The sequence below is a fragment of the Streptomyces sp. NPDC093225 genome, assembly GCF_044753805.1.
Taxonomy (GTDB): domain Bacteria; phylum Actinomycetota; class Actinomycetes; order Streptomycetales; family Streptomycetaceae; genus Streptomyces.
The window spans coordinates 1-26770 of record NZ_JBIVNX010000032.1; the positions used below are offsets into that span (position 1 = coordinate 1).

At 72.4% G+C, this 26770-nt stretch carries 26 protein-coding genes; 16 read left to right on the forward strand and 10 right to left on the reverse strand.

Translation table 11 applies throughout. From position 1 onward, the window contains the following. Nucleotides 1–165 precede the first annotated feature (165 nt). Genes ACIQCH_RS25755 through ACIQCH_RS25770 form a run of 4 tightly spaced genes read left to right on the forward strand, consistent with a single transcriptional unit; the run spans nt 166 to nt 2321 of the window. Nucleotides 166–441 (forward strand): hypothetical protein, encoded by a 276-nt coding sequence (locus tag ACIQCH_RS25755; protein ID WP_402584548.1) that lies wholly within the window; start codon nt 166–168, stop codon nt 439–441. Continuing rightward, nucleotides 426–596 carry a hypothetical protein gene (locus ACIQCH_RS25760; protein ID WP_402584550.1) on the forward strand — a complete coding sequence of 57 codons (171 nt, stop codon included), beginning with the start codon at nt 426–428 and terminating at the stop codon, nt 594–596. The genes ACIQCH_RS25755 and ACIQCH_RS25760 overlap by 16 nt, the downstream gene beginning before the upstream one ends. Then, nucleotides 565–1401 carry a hypothetical protein gene (locus tag ACIQCH_RS25765; protein WP_402584552.1) on the forward strand — a complete coding sequence of 279 codons (837 nt, stop codon included), beginning with the start codon at nt 565–567 and terminating at the stop codon, nt 1399–1401. Before ACIQCH_RS25760 ends, ACIQCH_RS25765 begins: the two co-directional genes overlap by 32 nt. A 14-nt stretch (nt 1402–1415) precedes the next feature. Beyond that, the gene (locus ACIQCH_RS25770; RefSeq protein ID WP_402584554.1) at nt 1416–2321 is read left to right on the forward strand and encodes a RimK family alpha-L-glutamate ligase; all 906 of its coding nucleotides are present in this window, start codon (nt 1416–1418) and stop codon (nt 2319–2321) included. Between the two features lie 86 nt (nt 2322–2407). Here ACIQCH_RS25770 and codA read toward each other — a convergent pair whose 3' ends face one another. After that, nucleotides 2408–3718: a cytosine deaminase gene (gene codA / locus ACIQCH_RS25775; RefSeq protein ID WP_402584556.1), complete on the reverse strand. Its 1311-nt coding sequence runs from the start codon at nt 3716–3718 to the stop codon at nt 2408–2410. 375 nt (nt 3719–4093) lie between these two features. Between codA and ACIQCH_RS25780 the strand changes: the two genes are divergently transcribed. Continuing rightward, nucleotides 4094–4501 carry a transglycosylase SLT domain-containing protein gene (locus ACIQCH_RS25780; RefSeq protein WP_402576239.1) on the forward strand — a complete coding sequence of 136 codons (408 nt, stop codon included), beginning with the start codon at nt 4094–4096 and terminating at the stop codon, nt 4499–4501. A gap of 127 nt (nt 4502–4628) precedes the next feature. On the opposite strand, the gene ACIQCH_RS25785 is transcribed toward ACIQCH_RS25780, so the two are convergent. Together ACIQCH_RS25785 and ACIQCH_RS25790 are read right to left on the reverse strand one after the other, a co-directional pair. Next, nucleotides 4629–4976 carry an STAS domain-containing protein gene (locus ACIQCH_RS25785; RefSeq protein WP_402584557.1) on the reverse strand — a complete coding sequence of 116 codons (348 nt, stop codon included), beginning with the start codon at nt 4974–4976 and terminating at the stop codon, nt 4629–4631. A gap of 242 nt (nt 4977–5218) precedes the next feature. Continuing rightward, nucleotides 5219–5494: an isoamylase early set domain-containing protein gene (locus tag ACIQCH_RS25790; RefSeq protein WP_402584559.1), complete on the reverse strand. Its 276-nt coding sequence runs from the start codon at nt 5492–5494 to the stop codon at nt 5219–5221. Between the two features lie 578 nt (nt 5495–6072). On the opposite strand from ACIQCH_RS25790, the gene ACIQCH_RS25795 reads away from it, so the two are divergent. Beyond that, nucleotides 6073–7197 (forward strand): glutamate--cysteine ligase, encoded by a 1125-nt coding sequence (locus ACIQCH_RS25795; protein ID WP_402584561.1) that lies wholly within the window; start codon nt 6073–6075, stop codon nt 7195–7197. Nucleotides 7198–7321: 124 nt separating this feature from the next. Here the strand turns inward: ACIQCH_RS25795 and ACIQCH_RS25800 are convergent, their stop codons facing one another. The 3 genes from ACIQCH_RS25800 to ACIQCH_RS25810 all read right to left on the reverse strand — a co-directional run bounded on the left by ACIQCH_RS25800 (nt 7322) and on the right by ACIQCH_RS25810 (nt 8717). Next, nucleotides 7322–7588 carry a DUF4235 domain-containing protein gene (locus tag ACIQCH_RS25800; protein ID WP_402584563.1) on the reverse strand — a complete coding sequence of 89 codons (267 nt, stop codon included), beginning with the start codon at nt 7586–7588 and terminating at the stop codon, nt 7322–7324. 228 nt (nt 7589–7816) lie between these two features. Beyond that, nucleotides 7817–8017: a hypothetical protein gene (locus ACIQCH_RS25805; RefSeq protein ID WP_402584565.1), complete on the reverse strand. Its 201-nt coding sequence runs from the start codon at nt 8015–8017 to the stop codon at nt 7817–7819. A 130-nt stretch (nt 8018–8147) separates the two neighbouring features. Further along, complete coding sequence (locus ACIQCH_RS25810; protein WP_402584567.1) at nt 8148–8717, reverse strand: hypothetical protein; 570 nt, start codon at nt 8715–8717, stop codon at nt 8148–8150. Between the two features lie 180 nt (nt 8718–8897). Here ACIQCH_RS25810 and ACIQCH_RS25815 point away from each other — a divergent pair, with 180 nt between their 5' ends. Further along, a complete protein-coding gene (locus ACIQCH_RS25815; protein ID WP_402584569.1) occupies nt 8898–9299 on the forward strand; it encodes an ATP-binding protein in 402 nt (133 codons plus the stop codon). Nucleotides 9300–9357: 58 nt separating this feature from the next. Here ACIQCH_RS25815 and ACIQCH_RS25820 read toward each other — a convergent pair whose 3' ends face one another. After that, the gene (locus ACIQCH_RS25820; protein WP_402584571.1) at nt 9358–10284 is read right to left on the reverse strand and encodes a hypothetical protein; all 927 of its coding nucleotides are present in this window, start codon (nt 10282–10284) and stop codon (nt 9358–9360) included. Nucleotides 10285–10568: 284 nt separating this feature from the next. Between ACIQCH_RS25820 and ACIQCH_RS25825 the strand changes: the two genes are divergently transcribed. The 9 genes from ACIQCH_RS25825 to ACIQCH_RS25865 all read left to right on the forward strand — a co-directional run bounded on the left by ACIQCH_RS25825 (nt 10569) and on the right by ACIQCH_RS25865 (nt 22175). Then, nucleotides 10569–12719: a M4 family metallopeptidase gene (locus ACIQCH_RS25825; RefSeq protein WP_402584573.1), complete on the forward strand. Its 2151-nt coding sequence runs from the start codon at nt 10569–10571 to the stop codon at nt 12717–12719. 335 nt (nt 12720–13054) lie between these two features. Next, complete coding sequence (locus ACIQCH_RS25830) at nt 13055–14158, forward strand: sugar ABC transporter substrate-binding protein (protein WP_402584575.1); 1104 nt, start codon at nt 13055–13057, stop codon at nt 14156–14158. 128 nt (nt 14159–14286) lie between these two features. Beyond that, on the forward strand, nt 14287–15402 hold the full coding sequence (locus ACIQCH_RS25835) for a S8 family peptidase (protein ID WP_402584577.1): 1116 nt from the start codon (nt 14287–14289) through the stop codon (nt 15400–15402). A gap of 279 nt (nt 15403–15681) precedes the next feature. After that, nucleotides 15682–16743 (forward strand): glycine betaine/L-proline ABC transporter ATP-binding protein, encoded by a 1062-nt coding sequence (locus ACIQCH_RS25840; protein ID WP_402584579.1) that lies wholly within the window; start codon nt 15682–15684, stop codon nt 16741–16743. After that, a complete protein-coding gene (locus tag ACIQCH_RS25845; RefSeq protein ID WP_402584580.1) occupies nt 16743–18536 on the forward strand; it encodes an ABC transporter permease/substrate binding protein in 1794 nt (597 codons plus the stop codon). Before ACIQCH_RS25840 ends, ACIQCH_RS25845 begins: the two co-directional genes overlap by 1 nt. A gap of 390 nt (nt 18537–18926) precedes the next feature. Next, nucleotides 18927–19589 (forward strand): hypothetical protein, encoded by a 663-nt coding sequence (locus ACIQCH_RS25850; protein ID WP_402584582.1) that lies wholly within the window; start codon nt 18927–18929, stop codon nt 19587–19589. Between the two features lie 171 nt (nt 19590–19760). Next, on the forward strand, nt 19761–20588 hold the full coding sequence (locus ACIQCH_RS25855; RefSeq protein ID WP_402584710.1) for an ATP-grasp domain-containing protein: 828 nt from the start codon (nt 19761–19763) through the stop codon (nt 20586–20588). Between the two features lie 42 nt (nt 20589–20630). Further along, complete coding sequence (locus ACIQCH_RS25860) at nt 20631–20897, forward strand: hypothetical protein (RefSeq protein ID WP_402584584.1); 267 nt, start codon at nt 20631–20633, stop codon at nt 20895–20897. A 177-nt stretch (nt 20898–21074) separates the two neighbouring features. Then, entirely contained in the window at nt 21075–22175 is a 1101-nt protein-coding gene (locus tag ACIQCH_RS25865; protein ID WP_402584712.1) for a cytochrome P450, read from the forward strand. Between the two features lie 171 nt (nt 22176–22346). Here ACIQCH_RS25865 and ACIQCH_RS25870 read toward each other — a convergent pair whose 3' ends face one another. The 3 genes from ACIQCH_RS25870 to ACIQCH_RS25880 all read right to left on the reverse strand — a co-directional run bounded on the left by ACIQCH_RS25870 (nt 22347) and on the right by ACIQCH_RS25880 (nt 26408). Then, nucleotides 22347–23342 (reverse strand): hypothetical protein, encoded by a 996-nt coding sequence (locus tag ACIQCH_RS25870; RefSeq protein ID WP_402584586.1) that lies wholly within the window; start codon nt 23340–23342, stop codon nt 22347–22349. A gap of 320 nt (nt 23343–23662) precedes the next feature. Then, nucleotides 23663–24907: a pentapeptide repeat-containing protein gene (locus tag ACIQCH_RS25875; RefSeq protein ID WP_402584588.1), complete on the reverse strand. Its 1245-nt coding sequence runs from the start codon at nt 24905–24907 to the stop codon at nt 23663–23665. 673 nt (nt 24908–25580) lie between these two features. After that, the gene (locus ACIQCH_RS25880; protein ID WP_402584589.1) at nt 25581–26408 is read right to left on the reverse strand and encodes a hypothetical protein; all 828 of its coding nucleotides are present in this window, start codon (nt 26406–26408) and stop codon (nt 25581–25583) included. Between the last annotated feature and the right edge of the window lie 362 nt (nt 26409–26770).

Sequence of the window (26770 nt, forward strand, 5' to 3'; positions counted from 1 at the left end):
ACCCCATAACGGGGTGTCTGGACGGAGGAGCCAACCCAGCAGCCAGTTGGGCACTACCTCCAAGCCCGGTCCTTTAGGGCCGGGTCAAGTTGACCCGCCCTTGCGTGCACGGCGGTCGAGCGGTTCCATGAGTCCTGGGCGAGGCCACGCGCAAGGAGGCGTGCGATGGGCGGGCGCGCATTCGAGGACTTCCCGGACGACGTCCGGCGGCGGGCACTGCAGTTCCTCGGGGAACGGGGCGCGGGGGCGTTGCCCGAGGCGTCGAACACCGGATCCGAGGGCAGCGAGGGGAGCGAGGGCAGCGAGCGCAGCGAATCCTCCGAGAACAGCGAGAACAGCGAGTCCACCGAACGCAGCGAGTACAAGGAACACGAGCACGGCTGGGGCGCGGACCGGCTGCCGGGCGGGCCGGGCACCGGGCTGACGTGGGAACCCCGCTAGACGGGCCGCCGTGCGACGAGGAGGCGCTGTTCATCCCGCCCGGGGCGCGGCCCGACGTGGTGAGCGAGGTCGGGGTGCGCGCCTGGCTGGTCGCCGAGGCCCTTCGCGCCTTCGAGGAGGGCGATGACGCTGCTGGTGCTGGCGGAGAGCAGTGACGAGACCGCCGTACGCTTCGCCCGCTCCGCTTCCGAAAGGGGCGTCGAGGCCGTCGTGGCGGCCGACTTCGACCGTCTCGCGGTCTCCGTCACCGTGTCCCGCGAGCTGCACTCCCGCAGCACCGTCCTCGTCGACGGCCGCCCCCCGACCGGCATCCTCTGCCGGGGCCGGCCGGACGCGTCGACCCCGCCGACACCGGCCGCCCGCTTCGCCGCCAGCGAGCGGCAGGCCGCCGTCTGGTCCGCCGTGGCGCTGTGGCCCGGCCCGGTGGTCAACCGGCCCACCGTGCACGGGTACCCGCCGCGGCTGGACCCACTGGAACTCGCCTCGTCGGTGCCCGGCATCCGGCCGGCCGGCACCCTGACCGACGGCCGGGACGCCACCGGCGCGAACCACGCCTACCGCATCAGCGACCACGCGCAACTGGACCCCGCCGCACGCACCCCGTACGACGTCGTCCACCTCACGCGGCTCGACGCGGGGCGGACCCACCGGCTCCTCGTCGCCGGGACCAGCACCTTCCACCTCGGCGACCCCGCCCGCCGGGCCGACCTCGCCCGCCACGCCCCGCAGGTCACCCGGATTCGCAACTGGCTGCACGCCAAGCAGACGGACTTCGCCATCGTCACCCTGGAGACCGCCGACGCGGACGACGGCGCCCTCCGGCTCCTCGAGGCCTCACCGTGGCCGAACCACCACCAGTTCGCGTCCGTGGCGGACGCCGCCTACGCCGCACTGCTGACCCGGCTGACCCGGCTGACCCGGCAGACACGGCCGCCCCGGCACCCGCGGCCGGTCGGGTGATCCTCTGCGTCGGCGTGGCCGCCGACCCCACCTTCCTGGCCGGTCTCCACGCCGTCCGTGCCGCGGGCCTGGACCACGAGGCGGTCGACCTGCCCTCCCTGGCCCTGCGCGGATCGGTACGCATCCCCCTCGACGACCTGGCGAGCGCGACCATCGACACCGGCCGCCGCGTCATCCGGCTCGGCGGGGCCGGTGCCGTCTGGTGCCGGCTGCTGGACGTGTCCGCCCACGCCCCCGACCCCCGCCACCGGCACGCCGCCGCCGGGCACTACCAGGCGTTCCTGCGGCTGTTCGAGCACCTCCCCGTCCGGGTCATGAACCGTCCGCTGCGCGAGGCCACCGGCTTCACCAAGGTCCTGCACGCGGTGACGATGGCCGCCGTCGGCGGCTGGCAGGTGCCGAGGACCTGCCTGACCTCAGACCCCGACGAGGCGCGCGCGTTCGTCGCCGACTGCCCGCGGGGCGCGGTCTTCAAGGGCGCGTCCGCGGCCAAGACCTTCGCCCGGGCCTACGAGGCGGGCGACGCGGCACGGTTGGACCGGCTGGGTCGGGTACCGGTGCTCTTCCAGGAGAGGATCGCCGGCCCGGACGTACGCGTCCACACCGTCGGCGACCAGGCGTTCGGGGAGGCCGTCCACTCACCCGAGATCGACTACCGCACCGTCGTGGGCGTCAACGACTACCGCCCCCTCACGCTCCCGGAGTCCGTGGTCCGCGGCTGCGCGCGCCTGACCGCCCACACGGGGACACCCCTCCTGGGTGTGGACTTCAAGATCGACGCGGCCACGGGGGAGTGGTACTTCCTCGAGGCCAACGCGATGCCCTGTTTCGAGGGCGACGACCGCCGGGCAGGAGGTGCGATCAGCCGGGCGATGGCCCACTGGCTGGCCGGCCCGTCCGACCCGCCGGCCACCCCCTAGCCGAACCCGGCCCCGCCCCTGCCCCCGCCGGCCGCACCCGCCCCCGCGGGCCGGACCGCCTCCGGACCCGCCCCGGCCGGCCCCCGTCACAGCAACGGCCGCGCGAAGGAGAGCTCTGTGGGTTCCTCGCCCGGCCAGCTCAGCTGCGTCGGGGTGGCCGGGGTCCGGGCGAGGAGGGAGCCGCGGGCGATCACGTGGGTCGGACGCACCTGGCGGCGCAGGGCGTCGTACGGGGTGCGGGCCGGCAGCAGGACGAAGGAGGCCGGGGCGCCCGGGGCGATCGCGTGGTCCTCCAGGCCCAGCACGGCAGCCGCCCGGTCCGTCACCATCGAGAACGCCGTCGCGATCTCGTCCGCGCCGGTCAGCTGGGCGGCGTACAGGCCCGTCAGCGCGGTCTGCAGCGGGTTGCCGGTGCCCAGCGGGTTCCACGGGTCCATCACGTCGTCGTGGCCGAAGGCCACGTTCACTCCCGCGCCCAGCATCTCCTTGACCTGGGTCAGGCCGCGCCGCTTGGGGTAGCCGTCGAAGCGGCCCTGGAGCGCGAGGTTGGCGAACGGGTTGCAGACCAGGTGCACGCCCGAGCGGCGCAGCAGCCGCTGGAGCTTGTAGCTGTAGGCGCCGTTGTACGAGCCCATGGCCGTGGTGTGCGAGGCGGTGACCCGGTCGCGCAGTCCGGTGCGCAGGGCGAGCGCGGCCAGGACCTCGACGAAGCGGGACTGCTCGTCGTCGATCTCGTCGCAGTGCGCGTCCACCCGCAGTCCGTACCGCTCGGCCAGCGAGAACGCCAGGTGCAGGGAGGCCACACCGTCCTCGCGGGTGTCCTCGAAGTGCGGGATCGCACCGACCACGTCCGCGCCGCGGGCGACGGCGGCGCGCATCAGCTCCTCGCCCCCGGGGAAGGAGACGATCCCCTCCTGCGGGAACGCGACGACCTGCAGCGTCATCACCTCCCGGACCCGGTCCCGCACTTCCAGCAGCGCGTCCAGCGCCGTCAGGTCCGGGTCGGTCACGTCACAGTGCGTCCGCACGTGCAGGACGCCCTGTGCGGCCTGCCAGCGCAGCACCTCGGTGGCGCGGGCCACCACGTCCTCGCGGGTCAGGCTCCGCTTGCGCTCGCTCCAGCAGGCGATGCCCTCCCAGAGCGTGCCGGAGGCGTTCCACCGCGGTTCGCCCGCGGTCAGCGCGGTGTCGAGGTGGATGTGCGGCTCGACGAAGGGCGGGCTGAGCAGGTCGCCGTGCGCCTCGATGAGCACCCCCGTGGTCGGGGGTTCCTTCTGGTCGTCGTACGGCACGACGCGCGCGACGCGGCCGTCCTCACCCACCTCCACGTCCATCAGGGAGGGCGAGAGCTCGCCGCCGCCGGTGTACAGCCGGGCACCGCGCACGATCATCCGCATGAGCCCACCCTAGGGGGTGCGTGCGGTCACGGAGGGTGAGTTTCGGGGGTGGGGGCGGTGAGGCGGCCCACAGGACCCAGGTCACATCCGAGGGGCGGTAGTAGTCCTGCGGCTCTCCGTGCGTCCGTCCCTCATGCGTGCCCCACCTGCGGTTCTTTCGCCTCGGCCGGAGCGGGTCGGACGGCTCGTGTTCCGGTGCGGGGTAGTAGGTGGGGTCGTTGCCTTGGGGTCGGGGGCCTGGCTAACTGGTGTTGTCGCAGGGCGGCCGGGGTTCGGCCCCGCCTCGCCGACGATCCCCTCTCCCTCGTGTGAGTGGCTCTCGCACGCCTTCTGGGTGTGTCTGTGACGGTCCTTGTTGTCTTCGGAAGGTTCTACGTGTCCTACGCCGTCATCCGCCGCATCGCCACCTCCAAGAAGACCCTCGCGGGCACCGTGGTCGGCCTTGCCGCCGCCGGTTCCCTGCTCGCCACGGTGCCGGCGCAGGCCGCCGCTCCGGCGGGCGCCAAGGCGATCGCGCAGCAGATGATCAAGGACCCGGCGCAGTTCGCGGCGTTCAGCAAGATCGTGGAGCACGAGAGCGGCTGGAACCCTTCGGCGACCAACGCTTCCTCGGGTGCGTACGGTCTGGTGCAGGCGCTGCCGGGTTCGAAGATGGCCTCGGCGGGCGCGGACTGGAAGACCAACCCGGCCACGCAGATCAAGTGGGGTCTGGACTACATGAACTCCCGCTACGGCTCCCCGGTCGGCGCCTGGAACTTCTGGCAGGCCAACCACTGGTACTAAGCCACCAGCGGGCAAGACCCACGAAGGCCCCGGTGGCCGGCCTCCCCAGGCCGGCCACCGGGGCCCTTCCGCGTTCCCGGCAGGGTGCCCGGCGCCGCCGGGCCCCGGCCGCCGGTGCCGGTGGCGCTCAGAGCGCGGCTGCGGGGACGAGCGGGAACAGGGCGGCCGTCTCCGTCAGCTCCAGCATCCTGACCATCTGGTGGCTCGGGGCGGCGAGCACGAGGTGGTGGCCGGCCTGCTGGGCCCGCTGCCGGGACGCCAGCAACATGTTCAGCCCTGCCGAGTCGCAGAAGGACGAGTTGCGCAGGTCGACGACGATGTCCGAGCCGTCGGGGGCCTCGTCCGAAGCTGCTGCCAGCATCGCGCTGAGCTGCTCGGCGTGGTCGAAGTCCATCTCGCCGCTCACGTGAACGACGTGCGGTTCGGCGTTGCGGGGCGCGGCGAGCTGACTGGTGCGATCCCTTCCGCTGGTCATGGCGACCTCCTCTGCCCCAGGCGCCTGCCCGGGGCGCGGGTGCTCATGCCTGCTCGCCCGATCCGGTCCGCACGACCCCGAGCGGCCCGGCCCCCGGTCCCTCCTTCTCGCGGGCGGTCACCAGGGCGAAGGAGGGGAATGCGCCACCGCGGCATCCGTGACGGAGGGCGCCGCCGCCCGAATGGTCCCCCACCCCTGCGGAAGCGCAGGTGTGGGGCCGGGCGGCCGCCGGATCGGCCGGGTCAGGTGTGAACGCGGCTGTTGGTGCCGTCGTGGTGGTCGGCGCCGTCCTCGTCGAACCAGTGGTCGCCGGCGGCCAGGTAGCGGAAGGAGTGCGCGGTGCGGGCGGGGAGGGTGACGGTCGCGGCGCGGGTGCCGTCGCCCCGGGGGGTCAGCGGGTGGGCGTAGGGGTCCCACTGGTTGAAGTCCCCCACGACGCTGACGGGTCCGTCGGGGGCGTGGTCGGGCAGGACGAAGGTGATCTGGGTACGGCCCTTGAGCTTCTTGCGTTCGAGCACGTCGGTACTCCTGTCGGTCGAGGAGGGGGCTGCCGGATGCATCCTGGGCCATGCCGGTTCCGGGACGCGTCGTACGCGCCCTGAGTGCGGGCCCGGTCACCCGGTCCGGTGCGCGGGCTGTCGGCCGGCTGGGCGGCTCAGCCGGGGGACGGGGACGTTGATCACACGTCGTCCGGGCCGCCGCACCCGTCCCCGGGCCGGCCGCCGCACCCGTCTCCGGGCCGGCCCGTCGGTCCCTCCGCCCGACGGCGCCCCGCGCGTCCGGCCCGTCGGCGGGCCGGGCACGGGGGGAGGCGGCAGGATGGGGGGATGCTGTCGCACCGGATGGGACAAGGCGGCGTTCCGATCGTCCGCGTGCTGCCGGGACTCGTGCCGCCGCACCGGGCCGCGGCGCCCCCGGCGGCGGAAGGGCCCGTGGCCGCGCGCCGTCGCCCCGTACGGTCGCCGGGCCACCAGGGCGGTCGATCCGCGGCCGCCGCGGCCGGGGGCGGCCCGGGTCCGTCCCGGCAGCCACCCCCGATGGGTGCGGGCCCGGGCGCGGTCGCGGCTGCGGGTCCGGTCCGTCGCGGCGGCCGCCGATGACGGGTGTGCGTCGGGTCGGGGTGGAGGAGGAGCTGCTGCTCGTGGACGCCCGGACCGGGGAGCCGCTGGCGCTGTCCTCCGCAGTCCTGTCCGCGGCCCGCGAGGCCGGTGCGGCCTCCGCGGGCCCGGGGGAGGGGGTCCTGGAGGGGGAGCTCAAGCGTGAGCAGGTCGAGTTCTCCACGCGTCCCGTGTTGCGGATGGGGGAGCTGGCCGAGGAGATCGTCCGCTGGCGCGCGCAGGCCGCACGGCACGCCGCCGAAGCCGGCGCGGCCGTCGCCGCGCTGGCCACGTCCCCCCTGCCCGTGACCCCCTCCACGAGCCCCGGCGCACGCTACCGCTGGATGGCCGGCGCGTTCGGCCTGACCGCACGGGAACAGCTCACCTGTGGCTGCCACGTCCACGTCTCGGTCGCGTCGGACGAGGAGGGCGTGGCGGCCCTGGACCGCATGCGCCCCTGGCTGGCGGTCCTGACCGCGATCAGCGCCAACTCCCCCTTCTGGCAGGGCCACGACAGCGGCTACGCCAGCTACCGCAGCCGGGTGTGGAACCGCTGGCCCTCCGCCGGTCCCACCGAGGTCTTCGGCAGCGCGGAGCGCTACCACCAGCACGTACGCGACATGCTGACCACCGGTGTGCTGCGCGACGAGGGCATGGTCTACTTCGACGCCCGGCTGTCCGCCACCTACCCCACCGTCGAGATCCGCGTCGCCGACGTCTGCCTCGACCCCGACACCCCCGTCCTGCTCGCCGCCCTGGCCCGGGCCCTGGTGGACACCGCGGTGCGCGCCTGGCGGGCGGGGGACCCACCGGCCCGGATCGGCGTCGGCCTGCTGCGGCTCGCCTCCTGGCGGGCGGCGAAATCCGGTCTGGAGGGCCCCCTGCTCGACCCCCGCTCGATGGCCCCGGCCCCGCCCGAGGCGGTCCTCGACGTGCTGCTGGACCACGTACGGGACGCGCTGGAGGACAACGGCGACCACGAGCTCGTACGCCAGGGCGTCGCCCGCCTCCTCGGCCGTGGCAACGGCGCCCGCCGCCAACGCGACCTCCTGCACACCACCGGTGCGCTGCGTGCGGTGGTGACCGAGTGCACGCGCCTGACCGCCCCGGCCTCCACCGGCTGACCCGTCCGCGGGTCGGACCCCGGCCCGCTCCCGTGGGAGCCGAACGCGGTGCACCGCCGCCGCTCTCAGCACAGGCGCGCCGGGGGCCTCTCAGGGCAGGCACGCCAGGGGCTCGGTGCCGACCTCAGGCGGGCCAGGTGCCCGTCAGCCTGCGCACTCCGGCGGCCCCCGCCCGGTCCACGCCCGCCTTCACCACGGCGAACACCGCGCCCTGCACTCCGGCGGCCAGCAGCACCTCCGGCCAGGAGCGGCCCTCGTCCAGCGCGTCAGGGGCGTCATCGCCCCGACCGAACACGGGCCACAGCTGCTTGAACAACGCCGCCGCCACCATTCCGCTCGCCGCGCCGAGTCCCAGCCCGACGGGTCGGTACACGAGCTTCGCCTTGTTCACGATCCCTCCCGAGATGCGGGTCCTACCGGGCACACGCCCTACCGGGCGCCTGCCCAGCCCGGCCGCGACGATGCCGGCCGGAGCGGACGCACCCTGACGGGACCGGTGTCACGAACCGGGCCGGCACGGCGGAGCCGGCAGGACGCCGGAACCCGGCCGGAGCCCTCTTCGGGCCCGGCCGGGTTCCGGACCGGCGGACCGGACCGGCGGACCGGGGCGGTGCCGTCGTCACATCTCGTCGTCGCCCGTCCGGTCCGTGTCCTCGCCGCGGTCGGCGCGCGTCTGGTCCGTGTCCTCGCGGCGGCGCAGCTCGTCCGGGGTCTTGCCCTCCTGGCGGGAGCGGGACTCGCCCGGCCCCGGCTTGTGGGGGCGTTCCTGCTCCTCGCGACCCTTGCCCGGCTGCTGCCTCTTGTCCTGCATACCGCCCATGACGGTGACTCCTCTGGGATCCGATGGTGGCTTGCCCGACCAAAGTGGCACGGGGCGGGACGGCCTGCACCCGGTGCGGCAGCCGGGACCCCTGCCACGGGAGGCGGAGCGCTCGCCGGGTGATCCTGCGTCAGCCCACCGCCGGCACACCCAGGTGCCGGCGCCCACGACCGCGGCCCGCGGCCACGCCCTCCGCCGGGAACGCGCGGGCGGCCGCGGCCAGGCGCATCTCCTCCAGCGCACGCGCCTGACGTTCGGCCCGGGCCGACAGCCGATCCAGGATCGCCCGGTCCAGTCGCGGGTCGGAGTCGGCCACGCTCCGCAGGGCGCGCCAGCCGGCCGCCTTGCCTTCCACGCCCAGGCGCATGGCTTCGAGTTCCAGGACGTCACTCAGAGGGGAGCGGGACAGCAGACGACCGTTGAGCTTCAGGCGGGCCGCCCGCTCCGCCACTGTGCCGATGGCCGCTCGGGCGTGCAGGGCCGGTGTGTCGAGGGCCTGCATGATCTCGCGCAGGCTGTCGCGGTCTTCGGCGACCTCCTGCGCGATCCGCGTCAGGGGGGCCCGCAGCGGGGTGCGCCGATGGTGTCGGACGATCCGCCGGATCAGCGACAGGCCGGCGTTCGAACCCGCCAGATGGTCGTTGAGGTAGATGGCCAGCAGCCGCTCCGCATCGGGGGCCGCGAGGAGACGCCCTGCCATGATCATCGCACCTTTCGCTCGCGGACGGCCCGCGGCCGCCCTCGAGGGTCTTCGGTCACGCGCCTGCCCCGGCCGCCCCCGGCGAAACCCGGAGGGCGGGGCTCAGGTGGGCATGGGGGCGGCTACCCGGGGTAGCAGCGCAGGTCCAAGCAGGTGGTCCAAGGGTTCGAGGAGGGGCTGATGGCCCATCCCGTACGGCGACGATGTGACTGCGGCACCGTGGGGGCCGCGGCCCGGGCGCGCGCCGAGGTCCGAGGCTTCGTCGACGACGCGCGCGCCATCGGCCACCGGCTCCCGGCGGATGCGCAGGACACCGTACTGCTGGTGGTCTCCGAGCTGGTGACGAACGCCGTCCGCCACACCCCGGGGCCGTGCAGCCTGGAGATGGCCTGGGAGGGGGACGGGATCGACATCGACGTCACCGACACCAGCCCCGAACCGCCCCGACTGCGCCGGCAGGATCCGGCCGGCAGCGCTGACGGGTACGGATGGTGGCTGGTGAACCGTCTGGCCTCCGACGTCGACGTCCGGCGCACGCGGGAGGGCGGCAAGACCGTCCACGTGCACGTGCCGGCCACCTGAACCTCACCGCTATCCCCCTCGTCGGGGCGCAGCCCGGGCAGGACCGCGGCGCGGTGCCCTACTCCCACTCCCAGCGCATCGCCTGGAAGCCCGGTCCGGGGTCCTCGACGGTGAAGGCGGCGCGGCCGGAGGCGCTGATCCAGACCTGTCCGGCGGGATCCATGGCGCCGGCGGTGGTGCCGGCGTACCGCCGGCACCGGACGGGGACGGCGTCGGGATGGAACTGGACCTCGAGGGTGTAGAGCCGGGCGGGGGCGCGGAACCCGGTGCCGACCTCGCTGGTGCGGGCGCCGGTGGTCGAGAAGGCGTAGGTGTACTCGATCACGTCGGTCTCGCCCTTGGTGAGCACCCGGTCCAGCAGCAGCTCCGCGACGTACAGGGGTACGGAAGGGTCGGAGCGGCGCCTGCCCTTGCGGGCGTTGCGGATGCCGGTGATCTCCGGCAGCTCGCGCTGCGGGTCGTCGCCGCGGCTGATGAGGACCAGCCGGTCCACCCACTCGCGCTCGGCGCGCAGGACCATGGTGACGGTGAGCCGCCGCTCGGCGCCGTTCTCGTCGATCTCGTACCGGTCGTGCACGGCGAGCCGGGTCAGCCCGTCGTCGGTCGAGCCCATCGCGTCGAGCAGGCCGGGCAGACTCTCGTACTCCTGCCACAGGTGCTCGGTCTCCAGGACCCGGGGCGGGTTGACCCACCGTCCACGCGGACGTTGCGGACCCAGCAAGGAGACCAGGGAGTCGGTGGGGAGCCCCAGCAGCTCCTCCAACAGCCGGACGGCCTGCCGGGACTGGGGGCGCTCGGGGCGGCTGCGGCCGCGCCGCCAGTAGCTGAGGGTGGTCACGCTGACGGTGACTCCGCGGATCGCCAGCCGGTGCTGGATGCGTTCCAGACTGAGGCCGCTGGCGCGTACGGCGCAGTCGAGCGCGACCTCGAACGGGCCGTTGCGCAGGGCTCCGGCCAGGTCGGGCAGGGGGGTTTGAGGGGGCACAGGTGATCCGTCCTGCGTGCCGTGTGGGGGGTGGCACATGCTAGCGACTTCCAGCCAAACGCCAGGTGACGCGCATCACGGTGTGAACAGTCTTGGCCCGGGCCCGGGTTGCGCCGGGACGGGCACCGAATGTTCGGTCGGCTCCGGGCACAGCCGCCCACCTGGGCAGGAAACAACGGGGACACGCCCCCGTAACATGACATGACCGCTTCACAAGGGTGCTTATTAAACAGAATTTGCAGTTCATTGCCCTGGCGCCGTGGATCCCGCCATTCTCTCGCCCCATGAAACGATCACTGCTCGTCGGAACGCTGTCCGTCGCGGTCAGCGGCCTTCTCATAGCCGGTGCGGGTGCCCCCGCTTCCGCAGCCAAGGGTCCCCGTGCCGTCTCGCCGAAGGCGAGCAAGGCCGAGGCGCTGCGGGACGCCATCGCCGAGGTGACCGCCAGCCCCGGCGCGGTCCGGGCCGGCAGCCACGACACCTTCCTGTCACACGATGTGACGGTCGACAAGGACGGCACCCGCCACGTCCACCTGGACCGCCACTACCAGGGTCTGCCGGTCCTGGGCGGCGACGTCATCGTGCACTCGGCCCCCAACGGCGAGCTGCGCTCGACCTCGATGACCCTCAAGGCCCCGCTGTCGCTCTCGGTGACGCCGAAGGTCGGCAAGCAGCGCGCGATCGCCGCGGCCGCCGCGAAGTTCAAGGGCACCAAGAAGCGGAGCAGGGCTCAGCTCGTCGTCGACGCGACGTCGGCCACGCCGGTGCTCGCCTGGCAGGTCGTCGTCGACGGCACCGCCCCCGACGGCTCGCCCAGCCACTTCTACACGCTGGTCAACGCGACGACGGGCAAGGCCGGGAAGTCCTGGAACACCTTCCACGCCACCGTCGTCCCGGGCCGCTCCCGCACCGCGCCGAAGACCACGGCGCCGCGGGCGGCCTCCCTGGCCGGCGTGAGCGCCTCGGGCACGGGCCACGGCTACCAGGTCGGCGACGTGACCCTGGGGACGAACAGCATCACCGGCGGGTACGAGCTCAAGGACCCGACCCGCGGTAACGGGGAGACGCGGGACGCCCAGAACAAGACCGCCACCAACGACTCGCCGCCGGCCGGCTGGGGCGTCGGCTTCACCGACGCGGACAACGTGTGGGGCAACGGCGCCCTGAGCGACCGCGCCACCGTCGCCGTGGACGCCCACTACGGCATCCAGGCCACCTGGGACTACTACAAGAACGTCCACGGCCGCAACGGCATCAAGAACGACGGCGTCGGCGCCCGCTCCTTCGTCCACTACGGCGTCAACTACGACAACGCCGGCTGGGACGACGACAGCTTCAGCATGATCTACGGCGACGGTGCCGTGGGCCAGAAGCCGTTCACCGAGCTGGACGTGGCCGGCCACGAGATGAGCCACGGCGTCACCGCCGCCACCGCCGGCCTGAACTACTTCGGCGACGCGGGCGGCATGAACGAGTCCACCTCGGACATCTTCGGCACCCTGGTCGAGTTCAACGCCAACAGCCCGGCGGACACGCCGGACTACCTCATCGGCGAGAAGATCAGCAGCACGCCGCTGCGGTGGATGGACGACCCGAAGAAGGACGGCTCCTCCCAGAGCTGCTGGACCACCGGCACCAAGAACCTCGACCCGCACTACTCGTCCGGCGTCGGCAACCACTGGTTCTACCTGATGGCGGTCGGCTCGGGCTCCTCCAGCTACGGCAACAGCCCGACCTGCAACGGCAGCACGGTCACCGGCCTCGGCAACGCCACCGCCGGCAAGATCTGGTACCGCGCGCTCACCACGTACCTGACGGCCGCCTCCACGTACGCGGACGCCCGTACCGCGACCATCAAGGCCGCGACGGACCTGTACGGCGCCAGCAGCACCCAGTGCACCACCGTCGAGAAGGCCTGGAGCGGCGTCGCCGTCGCCCCGACCGCCACCACGTGCGGCGGCACCACCCAGCCGCCGACCGGCACCAACCTGCTGGCCAACCCGGGCTTCGAGTCGGGCGCGACCACCTGGTCCGCGTCCTCCGGCGTCATCACCAACGACACCGGCGCCTCCCCCCACGGCGGCTCCTACTACGCCTGGCTGGACGGCTACGGCTCCGCCCACACCGACACCCTGTCCCAGTCGGTGACCATCCCGTCGACCGCCACCGCCCCGAAGCTCTCCTTCTGGCTCGCGATCGACACCAAGGAGACGGGCACCACCGCGTACGACACCCTCAAGGCGCAGGTCGTCTCCGGCACCACGACGACCACTCTGGCGACGTACTCCAACGTCACGCCGAGCGGCTACGTCCAGCGCACCCTCGACCTGTCCGCCTTCAAGGGCAAGACGGTCACCATCAAGTTCACGGGAGCCGAGGACTCGTCCCAGGCGACCAGCTTCCTGATCGACGACACCTCGGTCACCACCGGCTGATCCGGCACACCACTCGGCACCGGCCCTGACCAACGGCCCGGGCGGGACGGCGTACGACGCCCCCGCCCGGGCCGTTCCACGATCCCGCGCGGAACCGGTCCGACCGGCACGGCACTCGGCGTGGAACAACACCCGTGCCAAGTTCACAAGTTGAAGCGGATCCCCTCGCTCCAAAGGTGAGGAACCGCCCAGGATGTAGTGAAATGTCCGAGCATCGAGGATCTTGGCAACGTTGCCATCTCGTTAAGAATTCACTCCTTGACGCTACTCCCGGTAGCGAGTTGACTTCGCCTACCTCGGCCGATGGACACGGCCTCGTCAGGGAGGTTTACCTAGTGAACACACGTCTGGGGCGGGCCACCGTCGCCGTCGCTGCTTGCGCGATCACCGTCTCGCTCGCCGCGTGCGGCGCGGAGGAGGACGACGCGAGCCCCGCGGGGTCCGTCAAGGGCGACGCGATCAAGGTCGGTCTCCTGCTTCCGGAGAACGAGACCGCGCGCTACGAGAAGTTCGACAAGCCGCTCATCGAGAAGAAGGTCCGCAACTTCACCCTGGGCAAGGGCAAGGTGATCTACGCCAACGCCCAGCAGGACGCGGCGGTCCAGAGCACGCAGGTCGACGCGATGATCGCCGCCAAGGTGGACGTCCTGATCATCGACGCGGTGGACTCCAAGGCCATCGCCGACGCGGTCAAGAAGGCCAAGCGCGCCGGCATCCCGGTCGTCGCCTACGACCGCCTGGCCGAGGGCCCGATCGACGCGTACGCCTCGTTCGACAACGAGGACGTCGGCAAGGTCCAGGGCAAGGCGCTGCTGGACGCGCTGGGCGGCAAGGCCAGGTCCGGCCAGATCGTCATGATGAACGGCTCGCCCACCGACCCGAACGCGCGGCAGTTCAAGCAGAGCGCGCACGCCGTCCTCGACGGCTCGGTGAACATCGGCAAGGAGTACGACACGGCCGACTGGAAGCCGGAGAACGCCACCGCCCACATGACGGCCGCGATCGCATCGCTCGGCAAGAGCGCGATCGTGGGCGTCTACTCGGCCAACGACGGCATGGCGGGCGGCATCATCACCGCCCTCAAGAGGGCCGGCGTCTCCCCCCTGCCCCCGGTCACCGGCCAGGACGCCGAAATCGCCGGCGTGCAGCGCATCGTCGCGGGCACCCAGTACATGAGCGTCTACAAGCCGTACGCCCCCGAAGCCGCGGCCGCCGCGGAGATGGCCGTCACGCTCGCCAAGGGCGAGCGGATCGACGGCATCATCAACCAGGTCGTCGACAGCCCGACCTCCAAGCGGGTGCCGTCGGTGCTCGTCCCGGGCGTCGCGCTGACCAGGAGCAACATCAAGTCCACCGTGGTCAACGACGGCGTCTACACGGTGGCCGAGATCTGCACCGACGAACTGAAGGCCGCGTGCGAGGAGATCGGCCTCAACTAGCGGCGCAGCATCGCCCCGGCCGTCGCCGCCGTGCCGAACGCCCCGCCGGAACCGCATGCCCTCCGTGGTCGTCCTGGGCAATGACGTGCGGACGAAGCGGTGATGTGGGGGGCGTTGTGAAGCGGAACATGGCGAAGGCCGGTCTCATGACGGTGGCCGTCGCGACCGTGCTCGGGGTTTCGGCCTGCGGCGCGGCGGCCGGCGGCACGGCGGCCGGGGGAAGCGGCGGGACGCATCCCGCGACGGGGCAGGGGGAGGCGGTCGCGTCGTTCGGGGGCGGGGCGTCGTCCGGGCCCGCGGCGAGGTCCGCCGACCCCGCGGGGGTGATGTCCGGGACCGTACGGACGGGGGCGTCGCCCGTCACCCGGCGCGTGCCCTGGAACCTGGACGTCCTGGACCAGCGGTCGCGGCCGCTGAACGGGAAGTTCACCACCACCGCCACGGGCAAGGGCGTCCACGTCTACGTGATCGACACCGGGATGGACATCGCCCACAAGGAGTTCGGCGGACGCGCCCGCCTCGGCGCCGACTTCGTGGGCCCGAAGGACTCCCGGGACTGCTTCGACGAGGGGGGCCTGGGCCACGGCACGTTCGTCGCGGGCATCATCGCCGGGGCGAAGTACGGCGTCGCACCCAAGGCGGAGCTCGTACGGGTCCAGGGAATCCTGTGCGAGAGCGAGGGCGGCGGCTCCCCGGCGGCGGCCGAGGCGGCCGTGGTGAAGTCCGTCAAGTGGGTCACCGCGCACGCGAAGAGGCCCGCGGTGGTGAACATGTCCCTCAACTTCGGCCGCCGGTCGGCGGCCGTGGAGGCGGCCGTGAAGAAGATGGTCGACGCGGGGATCCCGACGGTGGTGTCCGCCGGCAACTTCCACGACGACGCCTGCAAGCACTCCCCGGCCGGCGTCCCGGGCACGATCGTCGTGGCGGCCGCCACCCCGAAGGACCGCCCGTGGACCGACAGCGGCTCCTACGGATCGGGCTACGGACGGTGCGTGGACCTGTACGCCCCCGGCCAGAAGGTGACCTCCGCCCTTGCCGGCGGCGGCACGGCCACGGTGGAGGAGGGCGCGACGTCCTGGGCCGCGCCGCACGCGACCGGGGTGATCGCCCTGTACCTGTCGGCCCACCCGCACGCCACGGCCAACGAGGTCCACCGCTGGCTCGACCGCACGGCCACCCGCAACATCCTGCGCGGCGTCCGCCTCGACACTCCCAACCGGCTGCTCAACACCGGCGGTCTCTGACCGGCGCCGCCCACCCACCGGGGTCGTCGACCGGATCCGCCGCCCGACCTGACGTCGGACCCGTGGCGAGCGCACGGGCGGCCGCCACGTGAGGTAACTCACCATCGCGTTTGCGGGGGTGAACGCCGGGCAGGGGCTCCACCGGAGCGGAACCCCACACTCCGGCTTGCTGCCGGCGCGGGGCGCACGCGGGCCGATCCCGCCCCGCTCCACGGCACGCCGCCCCCCGGGCCCTCCGGAGGGCGGCGCGCCGTTTCCGGTACGACCCGCGAGGTGTATGTGTCCACGCTCCAGACCGAGCACGTCTACAAGGCGTTCGGAAGGAACCCCGACCGTGCGGCGGCCGCGGTCCGCGCGCTCGAACAGGGCGCCGACCGCGAGGCGCTGCGCGCCGACGGCGCGACGGCCGCCGTCATCGATGCGTCGTTCCGAGTGGAACCGGGTCAGATCTTCGTCGTCATGGGCCTGTCGGGATCCGGCAAGTCCACCCTGTTGCGCATGCTCAACGGGCTCCTGGAACCCACCTCCGGACGCGTCCTCTTCGACGGCGAGGACCTCACCGCCCTCGACCCGCGCGAACTGCGCCGCGTCCGCGCCACCAAGATCAGCATGGTCTTCCAGCACTTCGCGCTGTTCCCGCACCGCAACGTCCTGGAGAACGCCGGCTACGGACTGGAGGTCCAGGGCGTCCCCCGGGCCGAGCGCGCGCGCAGGGCCGCGCAGGCCCTGGAGCTGTGCGGGCTCGGCGGCTGGGAGACGTCCTGGCCCGACGAGCTGTCCGGCGGCATGCAGCAGCGCGTGGGACTGGCCCGCGCGCTGGCCACCGACGCCGACCTGCTCCTCATGGACGAGTCCTTCAGCGCCCTCGACCCGCTGATCCGCCGCGACATGCAGGACCAGCTCCTCGAACTCCAGCGCACCCTGAAGAAGACCATCGTCTTCATCACCCACGACCTCAACGAGGCCATGCGCCTCGGCGACGGCATCGCCGTCATGCGAGACGGCCGCATCGTCCAGCAGGGCACCAGCGAGGACATCCTCACCCGCCCCGCCGACGACTACGTCGCCTCCTTCATCCAGGACGTCGACCGCTCGCGCGTGCTCACGGCCGACGCCGTCATGGCACCGACCCCCGTCGACGCCCGCCCCTGCGGCTGCCCCACGGTGAGTGCCGACACCCCGCTCGCCGACCTGTGCGCCGTCAGCGCCCGCGTCCCCCACCCGGTCGCCGTCACCGGAGCCGACGGCGCCGTCGTCGGCTCCGTGCCGCAGGGCCGCCTCGTCGGCTTCATCGGCGACGAGCAACGCCCCCCGCTGCGCTGCACGGAGGTGGCCGCCTGATGCCCCGCCTGCACCTCGGCGCCTGGGCCGACAGCGGCGTCGACCTCCTCCAGCGCCACCTCTCCTGGCTGTTCGACGCCATCGGCTCCCTGGTCACCGGCCTGGACGACGCCGTCGGCGCGATGCTGTCGGCCCCCGCCCCGCTGCTGTTCGCGGGGATCCTGGCCGTCGCCGCCTGGTGGCTGCGCGGCCTGCTCGCCGGCCTGCTCGCCTTCGCCGCCCTCGCGCTCGTCGACTCCGTCGGCCTGTGGCCCGAGGCCATGTCCACGCTGTCCCTGGTCCTGGTCGCCACCCTCTTCACCCTGGCGGCCGCCGTCCCGCTCGGCATCCTCGCCGCCCGCTCCGACCGGATCAGCGCCGTCCTGCGCCCCGCACTGGACTTCATGCAGACCATGCCGGCCATGGTCTACCTGATCCCCGGCATCGTCTTCTTCGGCGTGGGCGTCGTACCCGGCATCATCGCCACCGTCATCTTCTCGTTGCCGCCCGGCGTGCGGATGACCGAGCTCGGCATCCGTCAGGTCGACGGCGAACTCGTCGAGGCGGCCCGGGCCTTCGGCACCACCCCGCGCGACACCCTGCTCCACCTCCAGCTGCCGCTGGCCCTGCCCACGATCATGGCCGGCGTCAACCAGGTCATCATGCTCGGCCTCTCCATGGTCGTCATCGCCGGCATGGTGGGCGGCGGCGGACTGGGCGGCGCCGTCTACCGGGCCATCGGAAACGTCGACATCGGCCTCGGCTTCGAAGCCGGCGTCTCCATCGTGGTCCTGGCCATGTACCTCGACCGCATGACCGGCGCCCTGGGCCGCCAGGTCTCCCCGCTCGGCCGGCGCGCCCTCGCCGGGGCCCGGTCCGCCGCCACCGGCGCGGCCCGGCTGTGGAGCCACCGGCCCCAGCCCGCCCACGCCGTCACCGGGGTCGTCGTCCTCGCCCTGGCCGCCGGCGCCCTGAACACCCTCACCGGAACCTCCGGTCCGGACGGCCCCGCGGGCGCCGCGAACACCGGCAAGGGCCGCACCCTCTCCCTCGGGTACATCCCCTGGGACGAGGGCATCGCCTCCACCTTCCTCTGGAAGGAACTCCTGGAACGGCGCGGCTTCGAGGTCGACGCCCGCCAGCTGGAGGCCGGAGCGCTCTACACCGGCCTCGCCGGCGGCGGCATCGACCTCCAGACCGACTCCTGGCTGCCCGTCACCCACGCCCGGTACTGGGAGAAGTACCGGAACGAGCTGGAGGACCTCGGCTCCTGGTACGGCCCGACGTCCCTGGAGCTGTCCGTCCCCTCGTACGTGAAGGACGTACGCTCCCTCGCCGACCTCAAGGGCAAGTCCGACCGGTTCAAGGGCCGGATCATCGGCATCGAACCGAGCGCCGGCGAGATGTCGATCCTCAAGGACCAGGTCCTCAAGGAGTACGGCCTGGACGGTGAGTACCAGGTCGTCGACGGATCGACCCCGGGCATGCTCGCCGAACTGAAGCGGGCCTACGAGAAGGAGCAGCCCGTCGCCGTCGTGCTGTGGTCCCCGCACTGGGCGTACTCCTCCTACCACCTGACCAAGCTCCGGGACCCGAAGGGCGCCTGGGGCAAGGGCGACGGCATCCACACCCTCGCCCGCAAGGGCCTCGCGGAGGACGAGCCCGAGGTGGTGCGCTGGCTGCGCGACTTCAAGCTCACCGAGGAGCAGCTGACGGGGCTGGAGGCGAAGATCCAGCAGACCGGCAAGGGCAAGGAGCAGCAGGCGGTACGCGCCTGGCTGAAGGAGAACCCGGACGCCGTGAAGCTCTCCTGACGGCCGGCTGACGGCCGACACCTGACACCTGCGTCGGTGCGCCGGGGGCGCTGCACGCGGCTTCCCGTACGGGAACCGCACGTGCGGCGCCCTTGCGCGCAGGGGCACCCCGGCGCCAGCGGTGACAAGCCCGGTTCGGGGTACGCAGCGGTGCGCGATGGGGCATCCTCGAGGAGTCGGCCCACGGCGTCGCGTGCCCGCGAACACCCGCCGGTCCGGCGTCTGCATCCGGGGGGATGGTCAGATGGTCATCGAGCGGTTCGGCCGGAGAACCCTTGCGGCCGGTGTCGTGGCGCTGTGCGCCGCGGCCCTGCTGCCCGCGTCGGCGGCGGCGGTGCCGGAACCGCTGCCTGGATCCCGCATCCCAGGGTCGTCGACCCGGTCCATCCGGTGGCCGAGATCCTCCCGCACGTCAACAGCGGGGACTCGATGCACGCCTGCGGTGTCGTCAGCGGCCCCCTGCGGCAGACCTCCACCTTCCGCGGCGACGACCACCGAGGCTTCGACGGCAGCTACCGCGGACGCGTCTGGGCCGAGTTCACCTGGGACGGCACCGCCGTCTCCGGCATCAGGACGACCCACGACCCCGCGGCCCTCTTCGGCACGTCACACCGCGACTTCGTCATCGACCCCGTCCCCGGAACCGCCAAGCACTGCACCGAGGCCCAACGACCCACCGAGAAGGCCATGGTCACCCGCACCGGCACCACGGGCGTGCACCTGGACCTGCACACCCCCAACCCCCTCGTCGACTGGTTTCCGGGGCTCGGCCACGCACCGGCGATCGACTCCGACCTGTGGGTCAGCTTCCCCGCGCGCAACAAGATCACGTTCAGGGCGAGCGCGGACGAGTTCCCCGACCACGGCTTCCGCGCCTGGCGCAACGGCAAGCCCTTCTACACCCGAGCCGTCAACCAGGCGGCCTGCGTCCACGTCCTCGGCCCGACCGGTGCCTGGAACCTCTTCCACCGCCTGATCTCCCAGACCAACCAGGGAACCTGGACCACCAGCACCCGCGCCACCCCTCTCACCTTCGACAGGAGCTGCACCTGACCCCGCCCCCTCTGAGGGTGCCGTCGTGCGACGCGCGGCCCGGCGGGCAGACGTGCGTGGCCGGAGAACGAGGGAGCGCCTCCACGACGCCGAGGCCTTCGGCGCGAGCGAACCCCGAGGCGTGGGCCGAACCGTGTGGACTGTCCGGCCGGATCGGTGGCATCGTCAGCGATCGTGACGAAACATGGTTTCCTGGCGCTGGCGCCGCAGTACACCACGACATCCGAACTGCTCTCGACGGCGGCGCACCGGCGGGGGATGGCCGTGGAAGTCCTTCCCGCCCACGACGGTGCCGGCACCGTGGCGGGGAGGAGCGGTGGCCACTACTACGGCGGCCCCGTCTTCGCGGCACGCGTCGTGGACGCCCTCGAGGTCGCGCTCCTGGAGCCGGCCGACGACTGGCTGACCACGCTGCCCCACGAGTACACCGGACGGAGCATCGCGATGGCGACCCTGGGCGAGGCGCGCCGCCTGACCCGACCGGCGTTCGTCAAGCCGCCGACCGACAAGAGCTTCCCGGCCGCCGTCTACGCCAGTGGTCGTCACCTCCCGACGCGACCGGAGCTGTCAGCGGACGTGCCGGTGCAGATCAGCGACGTGGTGACCTGGGCGACGGAGTTTCGCCTGTACGTGCTGGACGGCGAGGTCCGCACCGGTTCGCAGTACGCCACCTTCGGCCGTCTCCACGCCGAGCCGCTCGACGGGCACCGCCACGAGGACGCGGCCCTCGCGTTCGCGGACGACTTCCTGGCCACGTGCGGCGACGGCCTGCCCAGCGCGGTGGTGGTGGACATCGGGCTCGTGTCCGCACCCGAGCACGGCGCCGCCGACCGGTGGGCGGTGGTCGAGGCGAACATGGCGTGGTTCAGCAACAGCTATGCCGCCGATCCGGACCGGGCCCTGGACGTCGTCCTGCGCTCGGCCGGTCCGCGGACACGGGCGGCGGAGCGCGACCGCCGCTTCTGCCGGAACACCGAGGACGCCCACCCCGCCGGCTGAGCCGCCCGCACGCCAGTACCGACCTCTCGTATGGAGAAACCCGTGAGCGCACAGGGCCGGCCGTGGGCGGTGCGCCTGTCCCCGCAGGCCGCGAAGGTACTCACCACGCTCCCCGAGCACGCGAGGGAGACGGTCCGCGACGTCCTGGACATCGCGGTGCGCTCCCCGTGGGGCTGGCCCCAGTGGGACGTCGGCGACCCCGAGGGCGAAGACGTCCGGACCGCGCCCGTCGGGCAGCTGTCCGTCGTCTACGTGATCAACCGGCTCACCCGGCACCTGTCCGTCCTGGACGTCGTCTGGCTCGGATAGGCATCGGCTGCCCCCGACCGCCCGGCGCCGCGGAAGGGCGCGCCGACCGGCTATTTTGTGAGGAGGTTGCCGGGTCGTACGGAGGGGGTGTCGGGGCTGGGACCGCACGGCGCGAGGGGCGGGCACGTCCACCGGGACCCCGAGACGACGTACGGGGCCACGCCGTCCGCGTGCCCGGTGCGGCCGGTGCCGGCCGGTTCCGGAGGGCGTGTCAACTACCTCGTCACGGGCTACGCGGAGGCCCGGAAAGCCCTCGCCGACCCCCGTCTCTCCAAGGACACGGCCGCCTTCTTCGCGGGCCAGGAGTCGCGGCGCCGCCTGCATCCGGCGGTGTCCCGCACCATGCTGGCCAGCGACCCGCCGCGGCACACCCGGCTGCGGAAGCTGGTGACCGGGGCGTTCACGACCGGGGCCGTCGACGAACTGCGCCCCTACATCGCCCGGGTCACCGAGGAGCTGCTGGACCGGTGGCCCGTCGGCGAACCGGTCGATTTCGTGGCCCGCCTGGCGGAACCGCTGCCCGTCATCGTGATCTGCCAGCTGCTCGGCGTGCCGCAGGCCGACCGGTCCGCGGTCCGACGCTGGTCCGCAGAACTGTTCGCGGCGGGGCAGCCCGACGTCGTCGACGCGGCCTCGCACGCGATGGCCGGCTACATGGCGGACCTCGTCGCCGCCAGGCGACGGGACCCCGGCAGCTCGCTCCTGGACCGGCTCGCCTCGGCTCGGGACGGAGAGGACCGCCTGAGCGAGGAGGAACTGGTCTCCCTGGCCGTGCTGCTGCTCGTGGCCGGACACGAGACCACCACCAACGCCCTCGGCAACGCCCTCGTGGCGCTGCTCCGGCACCCGACCGTGCTGGACCGCCTCCGGGAGGACCCGGATCGGATCCCGGCCGCGCTGGACGAACTGCTCCGCCTCGACCCGGCGGTCAGCGTGGCCACCTTCCGGTTCACCACGGAGGCCGTCACGCTCGGCGGCACCGAGATCCCGGCGGGCGCCCCGGTCCTGGTCGCGCTGGGGGAGGCCAACCGGGACCCGGCCCGGTTCCCGGCGCCGGACCACCTCGACGTGGACCGGGACGCGGCCGCCCATCTCGCGTTCGGCCACGGTATCCACCGCTGTGTCGGAGCCCCCTTGGCCAGGGCCGAGCTGGAGATCGCCCTGCGAGCGGTCCTGACCCGGTTCCCCGGAATCGCCCTCGCCGTCCCGCCCGACCGACTGGAATGGCGACGCACCCGCCTCGTCCGCGGGCTGGCCCGGCTTCCCGTCCTGACCTGAGGACCAGCCGCGCCCGGGCGCGCACCGAGCCGCCCCGCGACGCACACGGGCACCGGTGGCCGGCCTCTCCGGGCGCCCGGCCACCGGCGGCCTTCCTCGTCCGGCCCGGGCCGCCGGGCGGCGCGGCGACGCTGCGCTGCCTCCCGGCCCCGCGGACGAGGGCCGTGTCTCTCAGGCGAGGGCCCAGCGGTCCACCCGTCTGCCGCGCCGGGTGAGCCAGGTGCCGTCCTCGAGGGGCGTCACCGGATGCCCGGCGCCCGGGTGTTCGGAGTAGTCCAGGAGGCCGAGCGGACGGAGGGTGTGCGCGTCGCACAGCCAGTGCCTGCTCCGCGTGTCCTCTTCGCCGTCACGGGGATTGACGCTCAGGATGAGCCGCTCGGCGTCCAGGACGTACGGACGCGCCCCACTAGGGTCCGCCCAGCCGGCGAGCAGGTCCCCGACGTCCTGCACCGCGAGGCGCTCGGAGGTGTCCGTGTCGTACGACGCCAACTCGTTGGATTCCCGGGACCCGCCGAAGCCCTCGGCCCGCCGCATGGTGAGCAGCCGCGTCGACCCCGGGACGAAGGCCGTGGCCTCCTCCAGCGTCGCCCCGCCGAGCACCCGCAGCCCGTCACCGCCGACGGTCAGCCAGTGGGTGATCCAGCTGTCCCAGAAGTCCCAGCAGGACACGGCGAGCCGGGATCCGTCCGGATGCCACACGTGGTGCGCGGTGAGCAGAGCCGGGACGTCCAGCGGCTGCCGGCCGAGCACGTCGCCGGTCGCGGTGTCCAGGAGCAGCAGGACGTCCGGGCCGTACCGGGGCTCCGGCAGACCGTCGCCGCCGCGCACGGCCGGCACGGCGGGATCGATGACGAGCGTCGACTTCACCACGGCCGCCAGCGATCCGTCCGGACTCACCGTCACGTCTCCCCGGACCCGGTCGCCGCGGACGCCGTCGGGCCAGATGCCGTCGGGGAGTTCCCAACGGGTGCTGCCGTCCGGGGCCACGCACCAGACGCGGAACTCCCCGCAGAGCACGAAACCGCCGTCAGGCGTCACCGCGCCCCGCACCATGGACGGCAGCTCCACCTCCGACAGGGGACGCACGGCGCCCAGGGCGAAGAAGGTGTCACGCCGGTGGACCTCCATCCTGGATCCCCTGCTCAGGAGGAACCGTTCACCGTCCATGGCGTGGATGATCCCTCTGGCGGCCCATGTCGTACCGACGTGCTGCACAGCGATACGTCGCGCCCTCGCGTCCGTCATGTTCATGATCCTGCCATATGCTCCGGTGGCGGACCGGCGAGCCGGCTGCGCGAGCGGGCCCGACGGGACGACGCGAACTCGCCGCGGAGGCGCGCAGTGTCGGGACGAGTGCATCCGACTTACGGGTTGGTACCGGACGAGAGCGAGGCTCGTCAGCGTCGTGATCGCCATGGCGCCGACGCCGACCAGCGTTCATACTCGGGCAAAGTGGCGACGCCCCTGTCGACCCGCCTCGCCCCGACTCAGGGCTTCGTGGGGTACCACTCGGGAGGCAGGATCAGCCCATCGGGGAGATTCTCCCCGTGCGCTGGCACAAGCCCCGATGGCGGTTGGCCGACCGCAGCCGACAGGTCAACTTTGCCACCGGAGAACTTCGCGTCATGGAAGGTGATGTCTGCGCCCGAGAACGCGGCTCCGCGGAACGTCACCTTGCCTTCCGAGAACCTCGTACCGTCGTAGTGCACCGTCCCGCCGGAGAAGTTCGCACCGCGGAAGGTCGCCGTGGAGCCGGAGAAGTTGGTGCTGTCGAAGCTGACCTCGGAACCGGCGAACGACGCGCCGCGGAAGGACACCGTATCGCCCGAGAACTCCGCACCAAGAGAGACAGAGCCTCCGGAGAACGAGCTACAGAAATCGACGTGGGAGCCGAGGAACATGGCGCCGTCGAAGGTCACCGAGCCATCGGAAAAGGTGGCATCGCGGAAGGAGACCGAAGCGTCGAAGGTTGTTGAGCTGAAGTCGACCTTGGCGCCTTTGAAGGTCGCGCCCCTGAAGTCGACCTCGCAGTCGGAGAACATTGCGCCATGGAAGGTGACCTCGCCGTCGCAGAACGACGAACGCCTGAAGTCTACCCTCGCGCCTGAGAAGATCGTGTCTTTGAAGTCGACCCTGGCACCGGAGAACTTCGCGCCGCTGAAGTCGCCCCCGTCAAAGGCGACACTCGTGAAGTCGAAGTGAAACCCTTGCCACGAGTGTGGATGCTCCGGGAGCAGACGAAGGTGGTCCCGGATGAGCCGGATGACCGTGTGCCGCACTTCCCGCAGAGCCAGGTAGGCATTCCGGGCGCTAGCGTCATCGTCGGGCCCGTCCGCCTCGGCGGTGAAGGGCAGGCGAAGGAAGGAGCACAGCACGTCGATACAGGTCTGGCGCAAGCCGGAGGTGGGTGCGTCGTCGGCGAGCCCTGCCAGGGCATGCACGGCACCGAGTCGGACGGCCTCTGCCGGTTCGCCGAGTTGAGCGATGGCGGCGGTGAAGCGTTCGGTGTGCAATCGTGTCTCTTCGCGCAGGGCTGCAGCCTCGTCAACGCGATGCCGCGCCTCGTCGACGCGCTGTCGCCGATAGCCATTGACCAAGGCGACCAGGGCGCCCGCTCCTGCAACGACACCGAAGGACAGCTTAACGAGATCGAACAGTTGCGCGGAGCCGATGTGCTGCTCGGGCGCCAAGCCTTGGACGCCCAGCAGTCTCCACCCGGCGTAGAACGTCACGGTGGCTGCGAGGGCCGCGCCCGCGAAGGCAAGACCAAGCACCCAATGGATCGGCCACAACCCCAGGCGCCCCTGCTGTTCTGGCTGGCGCCGTTGGCGGACTGGCCACAGGGCCAGACCGCGTCGCCGTCCCGACCCTCGGCCGGGCAGAAGTGGTCTCACCGCTCCACCACAACATCACTCGCGGCCACCCGACGCGGGACGCGCCGCACGTGCAGGCCTATCCCCGGGATGCCGCATGGACTGCGGACCAGCCCAGGCAGACCCACGAAGAACACGGGCATGCCCCAGGTTGCACCGCTGCATCGGACGTGGCGGAGTGGTGACGGGCATAGTCCGACGGTGCCTCGGAGCCCAGCGCGTTCTGCCTGTGCGCCGCTGACCGAGAACTTCGCGAGACCCTCTCGAATACCCGGGGCGAGGGTGAGGGCTGGCAGACCGCGGCGCATCAGCTGATTGATCACGACCGAGGTTCAGCGGGTAGGTGGGTGGCTGCCCGTGAACGGGTGCCCACTCGGCGGTGCAGAGGCGCCGGACGGATCGGCAGGCGCCGATCCATCCTCCCCCTCACCGAACCGGGTGCCGACCGGGCGCCTCCGGCCCACGCGTCCTCACACCGGCCGCGGCCGCACCGTACGGATCGACCGCGCCGGGGTTCAGGGCTGGTGCGGCGTCACGGGTTGGCGGTCACCTCGAAGCCGGCTCCGTAGACGTCGGCGGGGTCTGCGGTGTCACGGGCGCGCAGGTCGGCCAGGATGTTCGCCGAGCTGGTGTAGGCGTACTGGGGGTACGAGAGGATGATCGCCTTGGTGATGCCCGCCCAGGGCCCCTCGGCCTTGAACCCGTTGGCCTCGGAGGGGTACGCCGTCCCGGGGACGTGCCAGATGGTGGGGCCGCCCGAGTCCCCGGCCTTGTGCGGGGGGTGCGCCTGGTAGACGCCCCGGTCGTTGTTGGTGATCCGGCCGTACCAGACGCCCAGCTGGCCCGAGACCACCAGCTCGTTGTTGTTGAACCAGGCCGCACCGAGGAGGCGTTCGCTGTTCGGGGCCGGGCTGAGGGCGTTGGGGCTGGGATTTCCGCCGGGGACCTCCAGCACGCCGGTCTGCTTCAGGTGCGGTCCCTGGGAGGACAGGGTCACCCCGTCCACGAGTTCGATGATCATGTAGTCCTTGGTGAGGTGCCCGGTCATCGACCCCTCCGGGTCCTTGAACCAGCGGACGTACCCGATGGGCCCGTAGCCGATGTCCTGCCGGTGGTAGACGGGGATGATGTTCTCGCGGATCTCGCGGTCGGCGTAGGCGGGGCCGGAGAGGCAGTGCCCGGCCGAGACGGCGATCTTCCGCCCGTAGTCGTCGTTGCCGACGGCCCCGATGGTGCAGAAGGCGTCGGGGTGCGCGGGATCGAAGGCGATCTGCATCGCGTTGTACACACGCTTGTCCTGCCGGGGCTCCTGCGCGGCCGCGGAAGCGGTGCCCGCGCCCAGCGCCATCGTGACAGCCATCGCCGCAGCGAGGCTCGACAGCCTTTTGAACATGCCTGACATGAAGATTCCTGTTCTGCCGGGGACAAGGCAAGGAATCGAGTCAAGCCGCAGGACCGGCAACGGAAGAAGGAGGTAACCGGACAGTTGTCAGTGATTGCTTCAGGCGCCGCACCGTGGTCCCGAGGTGCGGCCGCCAAACAGCGCAACCCGTCCCCGAGCGTGGGCGGGTTCCACAGTCTGGAGCCGGATGAGCGTTGGTACGAAGAGTCCCGGCCGAGGTTGTCGCGCCGGATCACGTCAGTCACGGAGGGCCGGGCGTCTGGTCACGGAGCCTCTGGTATGCGGACGACCGCGCGCCGAGTCGGCGGAAGCCTCGGTGC